Origin of the sequence: Bacillus sp. FJAT-50079, assembly GCF_018343515.1 — a bacterium.
In the GTDB taxonomy this organism is placed as follows: domain Bacteria; phylum Bacillota; class Bacilli; order Bacillales; family Bacillaceae_C; genus Lederbergia.
Map to the genome: position 1 here is coordinate 371,081 of NZ_JAGYPD010000003.1, position 15,992 is coordinate 387,072.

The 15,992-nt window shown below is 35.3% G+C and carries 14 protein-coding genes; all 14 read left to right on the forward strand.

What is annotated here, in order from left to right; genetic code table 11:
• The first annotated feature begins 6 nt into the window (after nt 1-6).
• The 14 genes from flgK to KHA95_RS09485 all read left to right on the forward strand — a co-directional run bounded on the left by flgK (nt 7) and on the right by KHA95_RS09485 (nt 15,568).
• On the forward strand, nt 7-1,515 hold the full coding sequence (gene flgK, locus KHA95_RS09420; protein WP_213137243.1) for a flagellar hook-associated protein FlgK: 1,509 nt from the start codon (nt 7-9) through the stop codon (nt 1,513-1,515).
• A 12-nt stretch (nt 1,516-1,527) separates the two neighbouring features.
• Nucleotides 1,528-2,415, forward strand: coding sequence for a flagellar hook-associated protein FlgL (gene flgL / locus KHA95_RS09425; protein ID WP_213137244.1), 888 nt, complete (start codon nt 1,528-1,530; stop codon nt 2,413-2,415).
• A 49-nt stretch (nt 2,416-2,464) separates the two neighbouring features.
• Nucleotides 2,465-3,028 carry a DUF6470 family protein gene (locus tag KHA95_RS09430; RefSeq protein ID WP_349305461.1) on the forward strand — a complete coding sequence of 188 codons (564 nt, stop codon included), beginning with the start codon at nt 2,465-2,467 and terminating at the stop codon, nt 3,026-3,028.
• Between the two features lie 16 nt (nt 3,029-3,044).
• Complete coding sequence (gene fliW, locus KHA95_RS09435; RefSeq protein ID WP_213137246.1) at nt 3,045-3,482, forward strand: flagellar assembly protein FliW; 438 nt, start codon at nt 3,045-3,047, stop codon at nt 3,480-3,482.
• A gap of 4 nt (nt 3,483-3,486) precedes the next feature.
• The gene (gene csrA, locus KHA95_RS09440; RefSeq protein ID WP_213137247.1) at nt 3,487-3,711 is read left to right on the forward strand and encodes a carbon storage regulator CsrA; all 225 of its coding nucleotides are present in this window, start codon (nt 3,487-3,489) and stop codon (nt 3,709-3,711) included.
• A gap of 206 nt (nt 3,712-3,917) precedes the next feature.
• Complete coding sequence (locus KHA95_RS09445) at nt 3,918-4,730, forward strand: flagellin N-terminal helical domain-containing protein (RefSeq protein WP_213137248.1); 813 nt, start codon at nt 3,918-3,920, stop codon at nt 4,728-4,730.
• Nucleotides 4,731-4,841: 111 nt separating this feature from the next.
• Nucleotides 4,842-7,916, forward strand: a complete 3,075-nt coding sequence (locus KHA95_RS09450) for a glycosyltransferase (RefSeq protein WP_213137249.1) — start codon at nt 4,842-4,844, stop codon at nt 7,914-7,916.
• 117 nt (nt 7,917-8,033) lie between these two features.
• On the forward strand, nt 8,034-9,062 hold the full coding sequence (locus KHA95_RS23265; RefSeq protein ID WP_349305462.1) for a Gfo/Idh/MocA family oxidoreductase: 1,029 nt from the start codon (nt 8,034-8,036) through the stop codon (nt 9,060-9,062).
• 25 nt (nt 9,063-9,087) lie between these two features.
• Nucleotides 9,088-9,660: an acyltransferase gene (locus KHA95_RS09460; RefSeq protein ID WP_213137251.1), complete on the forward strand. Its 573-nt coding sequence runs from the start codon at nt 9,088-9,090 to the stop codon at nt 9,658-9,660.
• Complete coding sequence (locus KHA95_RS09465; protein ID WP_213137252.1) at nt 9,660-10,748, forward strand: DegT/DnrJ/EryC1/StrS family aminotransferase; 1,089 nt, start codon at nt 9,660-9,662, stop codon at nt 10,746-10,748. Before KHA95_RS09460 ends, KHA95_RS09465 begins: the two co-directional genes overlap by 1 nt.
• Before the next feature lie 422 nt (nt 10,749-11,170).
• Nucleotides 11,171-12,301, forward strand: a complete 1,131-nt coding sequence (gene aepY, locus KHA95_RS09470; protein WP_213137253.1) for a phosphonopyruvate decarboxylase — start codon at nt 11,171-11,173, stop codon at nt 12,299-12,301.
• Nucleotides 12,302-13,018 (forward strand): phosphocholine cytidylyltransferase family protein, encoded by a 717-nt coding sequence (locus KHA95_RS09475; RefSeq protein ID WP_213137254.1) that lies wholly within the window; start codon nt 12,302-12,304, stop codon nt 13,016-13,018.
• A gap of 19 nt (nt 13,019-13,037) precedes the next feature.
• Entirely contained in the window at nt 13,038-14,342 is a 1,305-nt protein-coding gene (gene aepX / locus KHA95_RS09480; protein ID WP_213137255.1) for a phosphoenolpyruvate mutase, read from the forward strand.
• Nucleotides 14,343-14,425: 83 nt separating this feature from the next.
• Nucleotides 14,426-15,568, forward strand: coding sequence for a phosphonoacetaldehyde reductase (locus tag KHA95_RS09485; RefSeq protein ID WP_213137256.1), 1,143 nt, complete (start codon nt 14,426-14,428; stop codon nt 15,566-15,568).
• Nucleotides 15,569-15,992 lie beyond the last annotated feature (424 nt).

The window sequence follows — 15,992 nt, forward strand, 5'->3', positions numbered from 1 at the left end:
GAAAATATGCGATCTACTTTTATGGGACTTGAAACGGCCAAGCGTGGCATGTACGCACAGCAAAGCGCAATTTACGTAACCGGCCATAATATTGCTAATAAAAACACACCCGGCTATACACGTCAGCGCGTTAATTTTGTTCCGACCGAGCCATATCCAGCCGCATCGATGAACCGCCCGCAAATTCCTGGTCAGCTAGGGACAGGTGTTAAGGATGGTACGATCCAGAGAATCCGCGAATCGTTCATTGATGAACAATATCGTGGGGAAAATAATAAGTTTGGCTATTATCAAACACTGGCAAGTTCAATTAGTAAAATGGAAGATATTATGAATGAGCCTAGTGATCACGGGTTATCAAAGGCAATGGCGCAATTTTGGCAATCGCTACAAGATTTAAGTACGAACGGGGATAATGAAGGAGCAAGAAGAGTCGTCCTTCAGCGTGGGATTGCTGTGGCGGAGACGTTTAAATATTTGCATACGTCTCTTACGACTGTTCGAAATGATATTAAAAAAGAACTAGACGCATCGGTTACTGAAATTAACTCGCTAGCAACGCAGCTTGCTTCGATTAATCGTCAAATTAGCGAAATTGAACCGCATGGCTATTTGCCGAATGATTTGTACGATGAGCGTGATCGACTACTAGACCAATTATCGAATATCGTCCCGATCGAAATTACGACAATTCCGTATGGCGGAAATTCACTGCCTATTGCTGAAGGTGGTCGAAAAGTCGAGATTGTCCTTGGAGATCAACGTCTTACGCTTGTTGATGAAACGGGCGCACAAGAGGTAGAAATCGAAGGAAATCAATTAAGTGGGATTACATTTGATGAAGGAGCGGAAGGAAAAGGAAGGCTCGCCGCGCTAATTTATGCATATGGCGATCTTGAAGCCGAGACAGGCTTATTTCCTTCGATGCTTGCTGATTTGGATAAATATGCTCATTCCTTTGCGAAAGTCTTTAATGCGGTCCATCAATCTGGTTTTGATCTAAACGAACAATCAGGCGCGTTGTTTTTTAATATCGGTGATCCTGACTCCGATGAATCGTACAAAGGCGCAGCCGGCATGATCAAAGTTGCGATTACTAATCCATCAGAGATTGCGGCTTCTTTAAAAGCAACACATAAAGGTAATGGTGAAAATGCGTTACATTTAGCTGAGATCAAAGACTTAGTTATTGCAGGTGGAACGGTCACGTTACCATCTGGAGCAACACTTTCCGACTTAGACATTGATTCAGGGACATTGCAATCCTTTTTCGAAGGGGTGATCGGTAAAATGGCGGTTGAAGGTCAGCAGGCAAATCGTCTCTATTATAATACCGAAGTGCTCCTGAACTCGGTTGATAACGCACGGAGATCGGTGAGTGAGGTATCATTGGATGAGGAGTTTTCCAATCTCATTCAATATCAACATGCGTACTCAGCCTCAGCAAGGATGATTACAGTCATTGATGAAATGCTTGATAAAATTATTAATGGCATGGGAATTGCCGGAAGGTAAGAGGTGTAATACATGCGTGTAACTGACGGAATGATTGCAAGAAATGTCATGTTTAACATTAACCAAAGTTACTCAAGACTCGATTCGTTATTTGAACAAGTACAAACACAGAAAAAGATTTCGCGTCCTTCTGATGATCCAGTCGTCGCTATGAAAGGGATGTACTATCGAACAAATGTTATAGAAGTCGAACAGTTTAAACGAAATTACTCTGAAGCGCGCAATTGGATCGAAACGACGGACTCGGCAATCGATGAAGCAACCCAGGCGATTCAACGGATTCGCGAGCTTACAGCCCAAGCAAGTAATGAAACGTATGATGAAGGTCAGCTTCAATCCGTTGCGAAAGAAATTGGTCAATTAAAAGAACATTTAAAAACGATTGCTAATGCTAAAGTTGGGGATAAATATATTTTCAACGGAACAAATACATTAAAAGCACCATTTGAAAATATCAATGATGCTTTGCCTACATTCGATACCGATGATGTTACATTTGAATTAGCGAAAGGGATTTACGTTCCTGTTAATATGCAAGGCGCTTCTGTTTTTGGTTCTCCAGATGGCGATAATGTTTTTTCGATGCTTGACCAACTTGAAGCGTCATTGAATGAAGGAAATACAGAAGTGTTAAGCGGGTTCCTCGATGAAATCGATACAAGCATGAATCGATTTTTAGCTTCGCGTTCGGAAATTGGAGCTCGGACGAATCGTCTTGATTTCATGGAAGAGCGGATCGATAACCAAGAAATTATCGCGAAACGAATCATGTCTGACAATGAAGACATTGAATTTGAAAAAGTTGTCATGGAATTTAAAGCACAGGAAGCCGTTCATAACGCCGCCATGGCTGTGGGGGCACGTATTATCCAGCCAACATTGATGGATTACTTAAGATAAACAGCTATATAAAGTGCCTGGCTCCTTGGATGCCTGGCACTTTTTAGGAGTGATACTATTGCAAATTCCACAAATTAGAATGCAATCACAGTCCGCACAAATTGCGATTCAATCACGACCAGCTAATCAGTCGATTCAACAGCCAAATGCAAATCTGCAAATTGAACAGCCGTTAGCTGAAATGAACATTCGCACGACTCCGGGAAAATTAACGATTGATCAATCGCAGGCATGGGAAGATATGGATATAAAGAGTATTTTTAAGCGGGTTGAAGAGAACACGTATCGAGCACAGCAAGCTGTGATGGAAGGAATTGCTCGCGTTGTCCGTGAGGGCGATGAAATGCTTGATATTCGTTCAGGCCGCAACATCATCGTCGAACAAGCGAAACGAAAAGCGAATCCACGACCTGTTCAAACAAACATCGCATGGGTTCCGTCACCATTTTCTGTAAAAACACATTACACCCGCGGGAGTATAGACATCCAATTCCAAGCGAAGAAGCCGAAGATTGACGTACAAATCCGAAAGCCGATCATCTCCTATCATCGTGGCGACGTCGACATTTCTTTACAGCAACGCAATAGCCTAAAGATTGATTTTGTAAAATAAAACGGAGTGTGAACAGATGAACATTCAAACGAAATATCACGGAGAAGTCAACATTAGCGAAGACTCAATCATCACATTTGCCAAAGGCATCCCAGGATTTCCCGATGAAAAACGCTTTACAATGCTGCCACTGCCTGAACAAACATCGATTTCCGTCATGCAATCACTCGATACACCAACACTAGCATTCATCGTTGCCGACCCGTACAGTTTTTTCAAATCGTATGAATTTTCCTTGGATGAACATACCGTTGACCTGCTTGGAATCGAAGGAACCGATGACGTTAGTGCTTTGGTGATCTTAACTGTACAAGACCCGTTCGAAAAGAGCACTGCGAATCTACAAGCGCCTATCGTCATCAATATAAAAACAAACGAAGCAAAACAAGTCATCCTAAACGACGAAAAATACAAAACAAAGCAACCGCTATTTGCGGAAATGGCCACGAGGTGATGAGATGCTCGTACTAACTAGAAAAAAAGGCGAATCAATCCAAATAGGCGAAGACATCGAAATTACCATCACAGGGATTAAAGGCGACCAAGTCAAAATCGGCATTAACGCACCGAAAAATGTGGAAATCCATCGGAAGGAAGTATGGCTTGATATTCGAAACGAAAACACAGCTGCATCCGAAGAAGTCACAAACCTATTTACCATTCTGTCAAAAGCAAACAAATAAATGTACGTGGAAACTGTCAATTGACACGCAAATTGGCAGTTTTTATTTTATTTTGGTGAAAAATAATCAAAAACTATTAAACTTTCCCGAACCATGTCGATATTACTAGTGTAAGCGAAAGCAAGGGGCGGCCGACCTCTGCAATCGCTAAAAATCAAACACGATTCACAAGGACGTGAATCGCAAATTCAGGGAGGAAAATAAACATGATTATCAATCATAATATCGCGGCGTTGAATACGCACCGTCAATTGGCTTCTGCAACAAACGCACAATCAAAATCAATGGAAAAATTAGCTTCAGGTCTTCGCATTAACCGTGCTGGTGACGATGCGGCTGGTTTGGCTATTTCTGAGAAAATGCGTGGTCAAGTTCGCGGATTAGACATGGCGGCTAAAAACTCACAAGATGGTATTTCTCTTATCCAAACAGCTGAAGGTGCATTAAACGAAACACATGCAATCCTTCAACGTATGCGTGAACTAGCTGTACAAGGCGGAAACGATACTAATACAGAGGCAGATCGTAACCAAATTCAAACGGAATTAAACCAATTAATGTCCGAAATTGATCGTATTGCAAATACTACAGAATTTAATACTCAAAACTTATTGAAAGGTAGCTTCTCCGCTACACTTCAAGTCGGTGCAAATGCTGGCCAAGTTATTAACTTTGGAATCAGTGCAATGGGTGCATCTGCTTTATCTTTAGGTTCAAATATTAGTATTTCTTCCAATGCTGCTGCAAGTACTTCAATTTCTACTTTAGATGCAGCAATTGAAAAAGTTTCAACTCAAAGAGCAAACTTAGGTGCTCTACAAAACCGTCTTGAGCATACGATCAACAATTTAAGCACAGCTTCTGAAAACTTAACAGCTGCAGAATCTCGTATTAGAGACGTTGATATGGCGAAAGAAATGATGGAACAAACGAAGAACTCAATTCTTGCACAAGCATCACAAGCAATGCTTGCACAAGCTAACCAAGCTCCACAAGGAGTATTGCAGCTACTTCGTTAAATTATAAGTTTCTCCCTCGATTGAGGGAGATTCAAAAAAATATCCTGATACCTGTAATAATAGGCCAGGATATTTTTTTGAATTTATTGAAACAAAAATGAGGTGTTGAGGATGAATCCTTTTATTTCCTTATGTATGATAGTTAAAAATGAGGAAAAGGTTCTAGAAAGATGTTTAGAATCCGTTAAAGATGCGGTAGATGAAATTGTCATTGTAGATACAGGTTCAACAGATAATACGGTAGAAATCGCTACAAAATATGTTGATGAGGTTTATTTCTTTGAGTGGACGAATAGTTTTGCAGACGCTCGTAACTTTGCACAGTCAAAAGCGACTGGCAGTTGGATTTTAGTATTGGATGCAGATGAATATGTAGACACAAATAATCTTAAAGAGATTATTAATTATATTAAGGACAGTAAGCAAACAGTAGATGGCTATGAGATAAAAGTATATAACTTCACCGGGAATTATGGGGAACGGATAGTTGAACATGTAAGTATAAGGATTTATAGAAATGATGAGAAAATTGGATATTTTAGAGGGATTCATGAGCAAGTAACTAAAAAAGATTCAGCACTTACAACGGATTCAGCAAATTTAATTGTATATCATTCAGGTTATATATCTCATGTAGTGCAAGAAAAAAATAAGTCGGAAAGAAATAAGGCTTTGCTAGAAGTTGAAATGGAACGATCAGGAAACACGGCTTTTGACTATTTTAATTTAGGAAATGAACTATTAGGGATTGGGGAGAAAGAAAAGGCATTAGAAGCCTATGTGAATGCTTATAATAAGAAGCCTGATTTCAAATATAGCTGGGTTTCATTATGTATTATCCAAATTATTAATTGTTTAATTTCTTTGAAAAGGTATCGAGAAGCTTTGCAGGTTATAAATGATGCTGAACAAATTTATGTTCAGTCTCCAGACTTTAAATATTTGAAGGCAAATATTTACTATTTACAGCATCGTTATGATGATGCAATGGAACCATTAATTGAAGTATTAGGAAACGAGGACTTCTATTCAAATTGTATTGCAAGTGTAGATTATAAAAATTATCTTCCACATCAAATGTTAGGGCATTTATATAAAGAACAAGTGAAAAACGAAGAAGCTGTTTTTCACTTAGTAAATGCTTTAAATATTAACCAATATTGTATGAGGTCTTTATATGATTTAATGAACATTTTAGTATCTAAATGTACAGTGGATGAAGTTGATTCATTTATTAAAGATAACGGATTAATTAAAGATACTCGTGATATACGAAAATTTATTCAAACCTTTATCTCGCTTTCACAATTTGAACTTGCAAATACATATATTCAGTTGCTAAATGATGATCCGATGGTGAAAAAAGGTTTTGAACTAAAGGTAGACCTTATTCAAAATGGCGGAACATTACTTGCTGATTTTATTAAAACAGCTACAGTGGAACAATTAAATGAAATCATCGGCTTTGGTTGTTTAAATATTTATGATTTAATTATCTTTTGCATTTCTAATGAAGAGGAACAATTTTTACAGTTGCTTTCGAATTTAATAAAGGAAGAAAAGGAAAAACAATTACTTCTCTTTTTATTAAATGAAAAGGCTGTTACATTAGAAACATCTGAATTTCAAGAGCAGTATTTAACGTTACTTGATAAAGCGTTGCAACAAAATAAATATCAACTTTTTGAAAGCTTGTTTGTAAAGTCACAGGCTTTTGATAATTTATACATACAAATAGGTCAAATATTGTTTGAAAATGATTATAAAGATCAAGCTGTGGCACTTTATGAAAAAATTCAGCCTAGATACTATGATGAACAAACGATCGTTCATTTACTTAAGTTTTATTATGGAAAAGAGGAATTCAAATTAGCATCCAAGCTGATTGAAGAAGCTATTACCCTAGAAAAATATAACTATAAGGTTTTCGAATATGCGTTAGATTTATTGATAAAGAACGAGTTCGATTCAACATTAGATGTTGAAGAAATAATGAATATTGCTTTCAGCTTGTATCCAAACAGTAATAGACTCATTCAACTATATAATCAAATTCCAAAACAAGAATTGGCAAATGGAAGCCAAAGTGAATCAAGTTTGATTGTAGGCTTTTTTGTTGAAACAACATTTCATTACTATGTGTATGAATCCATTATTGATGAATTAGTGAAAAAAGGCGTCAGATGTCATCTTGTCATCAATGATAGTTACAAAGAAAATTCTGAAACGAGTTATATGTATGATGATTTATTGGAATTCATCCAGAATTTAGAGCGTAATGACATCGAAGCTTACACAATATCTACAATTAGAGAAAATCATTTTATTTATGATTGTATGGTTAGTTGTTATTATACGGCATGGCTGCAAGATATAGCTAAGAAACAAGTTCGTGCGATGTATAGCCTGGCCAAAGATTACTGGGCTTATTCTTGGTGGAACGTCTTTTATGATAAAATTCTTTGCTATGGTGAATATGACTATGCAAAATTAAATATATATAATAACTGTTCTGTTGTTGGCATTCCAAAATTCGATTATTGGTATCGAAATGAAATAAAAAATATTAATGAAGTAAAAGAAAAGTTTATTTTAGATAGTAGCAAACAGACAATTCTATACGCCCCAACGTATGGAAACTTAAGTTCAATCGACGAATGGATTGAAGATATAAATAAAATACAAGATGATTTTAATGTTGTTATTAAGTTACACAATGGTACAGCATATCGCGAAAGTGAGCAATATAGAAGAGATTTATTAAATCGAAACTTTCATAATATAACTGGTGACCCGGATGATTTATTTGCACTTCTTTCAATAGCTGATTTTGTCATTACAGATAACAGTGGCATGATATTTGATGCTATGTTGGCAGAACAGAACATTTTGTTGTTAAATCTTGAAAATCAATCTGGTATAGAAAAAAATAGGGTTGAACAACTTGTAAGGGAAAATTTAATAAATATTGATAAAGGAACAGATTTAAAAGAATATTTAAAGAATAGCAAGTTGTTTGATGAGCAGAGAAAAGTTACATCAGAACTAGTAAGACATTATTATAAATGGACGGACGGAAATTCAGGAAAACTTGCTGCAGATGAAATAATACAATTACTAGAGAATGAAGAAAGCGATGAGAACACGTTTTTATTATCACTTAGAAAACAAATCTTTGGTAATTAATCATAGATTCAACAAACGGTCTTCTTTTATGGGAGACCGTTTTGAGAGTTAAGCCGATGATATGCAGTGAGAATTCACTAGAGATTCGTTTATAAGTTAATAAGCAGATTCTTTTCTATACATAGCAAGCAGAAAGAAGGAATATCATTGGGTCTATTAAAAGTTGGGGTTGTTGGAACTGGCACTATGGGTAGACATCATGTAAGAATTTACGATAGTTTACACTATCAAGTCAAGTTAGTAGGTATTTACGATATTGATAAATATTTAGCTAATGATATAGCTAAAAATTATAATATAAAATCGTTCGATAACTTAACTGAGTTATTAAATGAATGTGATGCTATATCAATAGCTGTTCCCTCCGTATATCATTATGAAGTTGCAATGAAAGCATTAGAATTAGGTAAGAATATTTTAATTGAAAAGCCAATCGCCTCCTCGATTGTTGAAGCTAAAAACATAATGGCTCTGGCAAAATCTAAAGGGTTAATTGTGCAAGTGGGACATATTGAAAGGTTTAATCCTGCGATAGTTGAACTTCGTAAGTTGCTTATTGATCAAAAATCAGTAGGGATTGATATAAAAAGACTAAGTCCATTCGATGGAAGAATTGTTGATGTCGATGTCGTACAGGATCTGATGATTCATGATATAGATATTGTGTTGGATTTATTTGGTCACGATATTAAAGAAATAAATGCGTTTGGTAAATCGGTATTTTCGGACAAAGATCTTATTGATTATGCTGTTGCTTCAATACAATTTAATAACGGGATAATAGCTAATTTAACAGCTAGCAGAGTAACTCAGGAGAAAATTAGAAAGCTGGGCTTAACTACAGAAAGTTCGTATATTGATTTAGATTACATGGATAAAAAAATAAGTATTTATCAATGGACAAATATGCTAGAAAACTTAAACTCTAAGGAAGCAACATACAAACAAGAGAGTGTTGTCAGTAGAGTATTTGTTCCAAATGAGGAACCTTTATTAAATGAATTAAAAAGTTTTATTTCAAGTGTGAGAAATAGACAAGAGCCAGTGGTAACGGCATATGATGGATTAAAGTCATTAGAAATTTGTGAAAAGATTCGAGGGAACATTTATAATAAGGAAGATATGAAAAATCTTATTTCGTTATAAGTTTAAGATAAATATGGAGGAAATTATGCAATCCTATGAATACTATTGCCATCCAACAGCAGAAGTAAACCCCAACTCTAAAATTGGTAAAGGGGCAAAAATATGGAATAATGTTCAAATAAGGGAAAATACGTCAATTGGTGAAGGATGTATTTTATCCAAAGATGTGTATGTTGATGAAGGAGTAAGTATCGGCAATTTTTGTAAAATCCAAAATGGGGTTTCAATTTATAAAGGAGTTTCTATCGAGAATAAAGTTTTTTTAGGACCGCATATGGTTTTTACGAATGACCTTTTTCCAAGGGCAACAAATGAAGCTTGGACAATAACTGAAACAGTTGTTAAAACAGGTGCTTCTATTGGGGCTAATGCCACTATAGTATGTGGTAATATAATCGGAATGTATTCAATGGTTGCAGCTGGATCAGTAGTAACAAAAGATGTACCTAACTACGCTTTAGTTGCGGGAAATCCCGCAACAATTATTGGTTATGTCTGCGAGTGCGGCTCAAAAATGACAAGTATTAATGATGAAGTATATGAATGTTTTTCATGTAATAAGGAGATTAACATAAGCATTTCACCGGAGGAAATCTAATGATACCAATCGCAAGCCCCGTAATTACAAAACTTGAAAAAGAACTTGTAAATGAAGTTCTAGAAAGTGGTAATCTAGCTACTGGAGAATATGTTACAAAGTTTGAACAAAATTTTGCAAATTATATAGGTGTTCCATATGCAATTGCAACTTCTTCGGGTACAACCGGTTTACACGCTGCTATAGAATCTTTATCATTACCTGAGGGATCAGAGATCATTACTACGCCGTTTACGTTTATTGCAAGTAGTAATTCAATTCTATATAGTAAACATCAACCGATATTTGTTGATATAGATCCAGAAACTTTTAATATGAATCCAGACTATATAAGGGACTTAGTTAGGAATAATAGAAATATTAAAGCAATTCTAGTAGTACATCTTTACGGATTACCTGCAAATATGAAGGCAATAATGGATATAGCAAAAGAGTTTAATTTAAAAGTGATTGAAGATTGCGCACAAGCTCATGGTGCTGAAATAAATGGAAGAAAAGTAGGTACCTTTGGTGATGTTGGAGTCTTTAGTTTTTACCCAACAAAAAATATGACCACTAGTGAAGGTGGCATGATTGTAACTCATAATGAAGAAATCAATGCTAAAAGTCGTTTGCTAATAAACCATGGATCACCTGAGAGGTACGTACATACAATAATTGGGTATAACTATCGAATGACAAATATTAGTGCAGCAATTGGAATTGGGCAACTAAAACAAATTGAACATTTTACTTCTAAAAGAATAAGTAATGCGAATATGTTAAATAAGGGATTAGGAGACATAAAGTGGCTTCGCACACCGTATGCTCCAGAAGGATTTAAGCATGTTTATCATCAATATACAATTAAAATTGAGGGTAAAGGGAGAACTGAGGTAATTAAAGAATTAGAAAAAGCGAAAATAGGATATGGAGTTCATTATCCGACACCAATACACTTACAGCCTGTATATAAAGAATTAGGATATGGCACTCAAGAACTACCACATTCTGAAAAATTAGCTAATGAGGTTTTATCTCTACCAGTACATCCTGGCTTGAGTGAGTTAGATATAAAGAAAATTGTTAGTGTTTTTACTTCTCTATGATTACTTATTCGATTTTGCTGTTATAAGTAGTTGAGTATCTTTTTGTATTTACTTTCAATTTCTCTTAATCAACCTTTTGCCCAAAATATAACTATATATTAGTTATATTTAGCCAATTTTAGTGGCCAATTTTAAAAAATTATAGATCAAATAAAAAGCATCTATCCTTGTTCAAGTTTCTCAAAAGACTGCTAAAGCAAATAATCAAATGAAGTTCTACCAGCTTCGTTAATTATAAATTCTTTGAAAGGGACTCTAATTTTACAGGGTCCCTTTTCCATATTGCTCAAAGTGTGGCATCAAATAAAGGATCTTAATACTTTCCTAGTTTTCCAGATTAGTAATGAACTATAGTATCAAACCTTGAAAAGGTTGATACATTAACACTGTTAGAATACATACATTAATGGGGGAAATTCCAAATGGACGTAACAAAATTTGTATCTCAACTCCAAAGAAATAAAATTAACTTTTATACTGGTGTTCCTGATTCCCAATTAAAAGCGTTTAATAATTATTTAATGAATGTGTATGGAATATCAGATAACCATATTATAGCAGCTAACGAAGGAAATGCAGTAGCGTTAGCTGCTGGCTATCATTTATCAACGGGTAAAATACCGTGTGTTTACCTTCAAAATAGCGGTCTTGGGAATATTGTTAATCCGGTAACTTCTCTATTAAATGATAAAGTATATGGCATTCCATGCGTTTTTGTCATTGGTTGGAGAGGGGAACCTGGTGTTCCTGACGAGCCACAGCATCGTTTCCAAGGAGAAATAACATTACAGATGCTAGAAGATCTTGAGATCGACAATATGGTCATTGATAAAGATACTACTGAAAATGAGCTTGACGAAAAGATGACTGAATTTAAGTTATTACTTAATGCTGGCAAGAGTGTGGCTTTTATAGTAAAGAAAGGTGGGTTATCTTATAACGAAAAGGTAAGTTATAAAAACGAACACCCTACATCTCGAGAAGATATTATTCGATTTATTACCGATGTAGCAGGTGAGGATATTATTATATCTACTACCGGAAAAACGTCCCGAGAACTATTTGAAATAAGGGAAGAAAAAGGGCAGTTCCATAAGTATGACTTTTTAACAGTAGGTTCAATGGGACATAGTTCTTCAATTGCTTTAGGCGTTGCGCTTAATAAACCAAATAAAAGAGTATGGTGTCTAGATGGAGATGGTGCTGCTTTAATGCATTTGGGAGCAATGGCAGTTATTGGGGAGAAATCACCTGAAAATTATATCCATGTAATCATTAATAATGGAGCACATGAATCAGTTGGTGGACAACCTACTGTTTCTATGAATATGAATCTTGGTCAAATAGCTTTAGGTTGTGGGTATAAAAAAATATATCATGCAGCAAACCTTGACGAGCTTAAGCCAATTTTATCGGAAATAGAAGGTAAACAAGGGCCTATATTTATTGAAATAAAATCTGCCATAGGCTCACGGGATGATCTAGGGCGCCCGACTTCAACACCAATTGAGAACAAAAAAGCATTTATGGAATATCTATTGGGATGTGATTAAATGAAAGCATTAATTCTTAATTCTGGCATGGGCAAAAGGATGGGGGATCTGACAAAGGAGAACCCAAAATGCATGACAGAGATTGCAAAAGATGAGACGATACTTAGCCGCCAACTAAAACTACTACAAGAGCAAGGTATAAGAGAGATCGTAATCACGACAGGACTGTTTGACAAAATAATACGAGATTACTGTCACTCACTAAATTTACAGTTACAATATACATTTGTAAATAACCCTATTTACGATGTAACAAACTATATTTACTCAATCTACCTTGCTAAGCATCATCTAGCTGATGACATTATACTAATGCATGGCGATCTTGTATTTGACAGTTCTGTATTAGTAGATATATTACTAGAGGATAAAAGTTGTATGGCTGTAAGTACGACAATCCCTTTACCTGATAAAGACTTTAAAGCGGTACTTAAAAATGGATACATTGAAAAAGTTGGAATTGATTATTCCGAAAGTGCGATAGCTGCACAGCCGCTCTATAAAATCAATAAAAAAGACTGGGAAATTTGGTTGGATCATATCATTACATTTTGTGAACAAGGACAAGTAAATTGTTATGCAGAAAATGCTTTTAATGAAATATCAGATAAGTGCTACATCTACCCGAAAGATTTTGCCAATCGTCTTTGTGCAGAAATTGATACTCCAGAGGATTTAACATTTATTCAGGAAAGATTAAACAATAGTAAAAACTAACATGAAGGAAGAGATAATAATGACTCAAAAGACTGTTTATATGTGCTTTAGTACCGATGTAATTCATGGAGGTCATACATCAATTATCCAAAAAGCAGCTCAACTTGGTGAGTTAACGATTGGGATGTTAACAGATGAAGTAGTAGCTAATTACCGGCGTTTTCCAGTTTTGAAATATGGGGAAAGAGTAAAACTTCTTGAAAGTATTAAAGGAGTTAGCAAGGTTATACCACAAGAGACATTAAGCTATGCAGAAAATTTACGTACACTTAAACCTGACTATGTTGTTCATGGTGACAACTGGGTAACAGGATTTCAAAGACCAATAAGAGATGAAGTTGAACAAGTACTATTGGAATATGGTGGGGAACTTATAGAGTATCCTTATACTGAAAATGAGGATTATGATAAATTAGAGCGTAGTCAAAGAGAACAACTATCTATACCAGATATTCGTAGAGGTAGATTGAAGCGATTATTAGAAACGAAACCGATAGTGAGTGTACTCGAGGCTCACAGTGGTATTACTGGATTAATCGCAGAAAAATCGACTGTATTAAAGGATGGAAAATCGTATCAATTTGATGCTATGTGGTCTTCTAGTTTATGTGATTCAACTGCTAAGGGTAAGCCTGATATTGAGTTGTTGGATATGTCGAAACGATTCCAATTAATTGACGAAATTATGGATGTCACTACAAAGCCAATTATTGTTGATGGTGATACTGGTGGATTGACAGAGCACTTTGTATATAATATTCGAACTTTAGAACGTATGGGTGCTTCAGCAATGATTATTGAAGACAAGACTGGCCTTAAGAAAAATTCTCTTTTTGGCACGGAAGTGGAACAAACCCAGGATAGCGTTGAAAACTTTTGTGCTAAGATTTCAGCCGGTAGAGCAGCACTAAAAACAAATGACTTTTTCTTGATTGCGAGAATTGAAAGTTTGATACTTGAAAAAGGGATGGTGGATGCATTAACTAGAGCTTTTGCCTATGTGGAAGCAGGTGCTAATGGTATTATGATTCACTCAAGAAAAAAAGACCCAGCAGAGATCTTTGAGTTCTGTGAAAAATTTAGAGAAAAAGATAATTCAACACCATTAGTTGTTGTACCAACATCTTTCAATACCGTAACAGAAGAGGAATTTGCAAGTCATGGTGTTAATATTGTTATATATGCGAATCAACTAACACGTAGTGGATTCCCTGCAATGCAGAAAGTTGCGGAAACTATTTTAACTAATCGCAGGGCAAAAGAGGCAGATGATATGTGTATGTCTATTAAAGAAATACTTACTTTAATCCCTGAAGATTATTAAGCAGAAGTATAATTATTCCTATGGTTTGCTATGAATCTATAAAATGTATAGAGTAGACTGCAGGTTTTTTGAGGGAGAGAATGATGGATATTAAACCATTCTGTAATACAGAAATTATATTTACTAATAAATATGAATTAGAACAACTACTAGTATCTTATCGTTTATCAAATATTGTGTTAGTTATGAGTCATTCCTCATCAATGAGATGGGAATTTGAAGAATTTAATGAAAAACTCAAGAGGAATTGTAATGAACTTAACGGGTCATTTACTTGGATAAAAGAGGTGGATGCAAACCCTACTCAAAGAAGTATAATTAGTTCCTTACAACAAATCGGTAATAAAAAGATTGATGTGATTATTGCTTTCGGTGGAGGCAGTGCGATAGATTTAGCCAAAGGGATAAGTGCTTTCTACAATTCCAATAGAAATTATAATTATACTGTAAAAGAAATTACGATGAATATAAAAAATAAAAGTTATGTTGACGATGAGTTTATTGATATTATTGCGGTACCATCCACAGCTGGAACCGGCTCTGAATTAACACAATGGGCTACTATATGGGATGAGAATAAGTTAGAAAAGTTTTCTATTGACGCACCTGGACTTAGACCCAAAAAGGCAATGATTGTACCTGAGTTAACGCTTACGGTACCTAAAAAAATGACTTTAGCTACGGGTTTAGATGCCATGTGTCAGGCAATAGAATCTTATTGGTCTAAACATACAAATCCAATCGTTCAAGATATTGCATATCGTGCTGTAGAATTAGTAATTCAAAATCTAAGAAAATCATTATATAATCCGAATGACATCGCTAGTAGAGAGAAACTTTGTAGAGCTTCAGTTTTATCGGGGCTAGCATTTTCACAAACGAGAACAACTGCATGCCATTCCATTTCGTATCCATTAACGATGTTATATGGTATTCCCCATGGATTAGCTGTATCATTAACATTAGATGCAGTATCACATATTAATAGAGGGCACTTCCCGAATGATAAAGAATTATTGTCACTATTTAATGAATATGATGGGATAAAAAATTGGATTGATATGGTTTCAGATGGTATCGTTGAAATGAAGTTATCTGCCTTTGGGATAACAGAAAGTGATATCCCGATAATAGTAGATAATGCTTTTACAGGTGGTAGGATGGACAATAATCCCGTAGAATTGTGTAAAAATGACGTGAAGAAAATTTTGGAATCTATTATGTAGTTATTGCTTATAAAGTAAGCCACACAGTCCCCTAAAGAATTTCTTGAACTGAAGAGAAAGGTCTTTGGACTGATAAATTATAGTGACAACATGCTCCCACAATTTCCAATAAAGTGCCCAATCTGGTTTTCCTGCTATTTTTTTGGGGGGAGTATCTGAAAAGCACGAAGTGATGGATATCATGATTCGATAGTTGGCTTCCACTTTCCAACATGGGTGAAGTGGTTTAATTTTCATATTTTTCCCCAAAACCTTTCTAATTTCTTAGAAAGGTTTATTTTTATGATTACATACGATGATTAAATTTTGAAAATTCACTATTTACATTCTAGCATTAATGTTATATATTGTTCATATCAAACAGTAAATGTTAGAAACGAACATCGTGCAACAAATATTTATTAAAACAGGCAGATAAAAGTGA

Coding starts and splice junctions, on each gene's coding strand:
- KHA95_RS09445 (WP_213137248.1), top strand. CDS start 3,918: ATGATTATCAATCATAATATCGCGGCGTTGAATACGCACCGTCAATTG.
- csrA (WP_213137247.1), top strand. CDS start 3,487: ATGCTCGTACTAACTAGAAAAAAAGGCGAATCAATCCAAATAGGCGAA.
- aepX (WP_213137255.1), top strand. CDS start 13,038: ATGACTCAAAAGACTGTTTATATGTGCTTTAGTACCGATGTAATTCAT.
- fliW (WP_213137246.1), top strand. CDS start 3,045: ATGAACATTCAAACGAAATATCACGGAGAAGTCAACATTAGCGAAGAC.
- KHA95_RS09475 (WP_213137254.1), top strand. CDS start 12,302: ATGAAAGCATTAATTCTTAATTCTGGCATGGGCAAAAGGATGGGGGAT.
- KHA95_RS09485 (WP_213137256.1), top strand. CDS start 14,426: ATGGATATTAAACCATTCTGTAATACAGAAATTATATTTACTAATAAA.
- flgL (WP_213137244.1), top strand. CDS start 1,528: ATGCGTGTAACTGACGGAATGATTGCAAGAAATGTCATGTTTAACATT.
- aepY (WP_213137253.1), top strand. CDS start 11,171: ATGGACGTAACAAAATTTGTATCTCAACTCCAAAGAAATAAAATTAAC.
- KHA95_RS09460 (WP_213137251.1), top strand. CDS start 9,088: ATGCAATCCTATGAATACTATTGCCATCCAACAGCAGAAGTAAACCCC.
- KHA95_RS09465 (WP_213137252.1), top strand. CDS start 9,660: ATGATACCAATCGCAAGCCCCGTAATTACAAAACTTGAAAAAGAACTT.
- KHA95_RS09450 (WP_213137249.1), top strand. CDS start 4,842: ATGAATCCTTTTATTTCCTTATGTATGATAGTTAAAAATGAGGAAAAG.
- flgK (WP_213137243.1), top strand. CDS start 7: ATGCGATCTACTTTTATGGGACTTGAAACGGCCAAGCGTGGCATGTAC.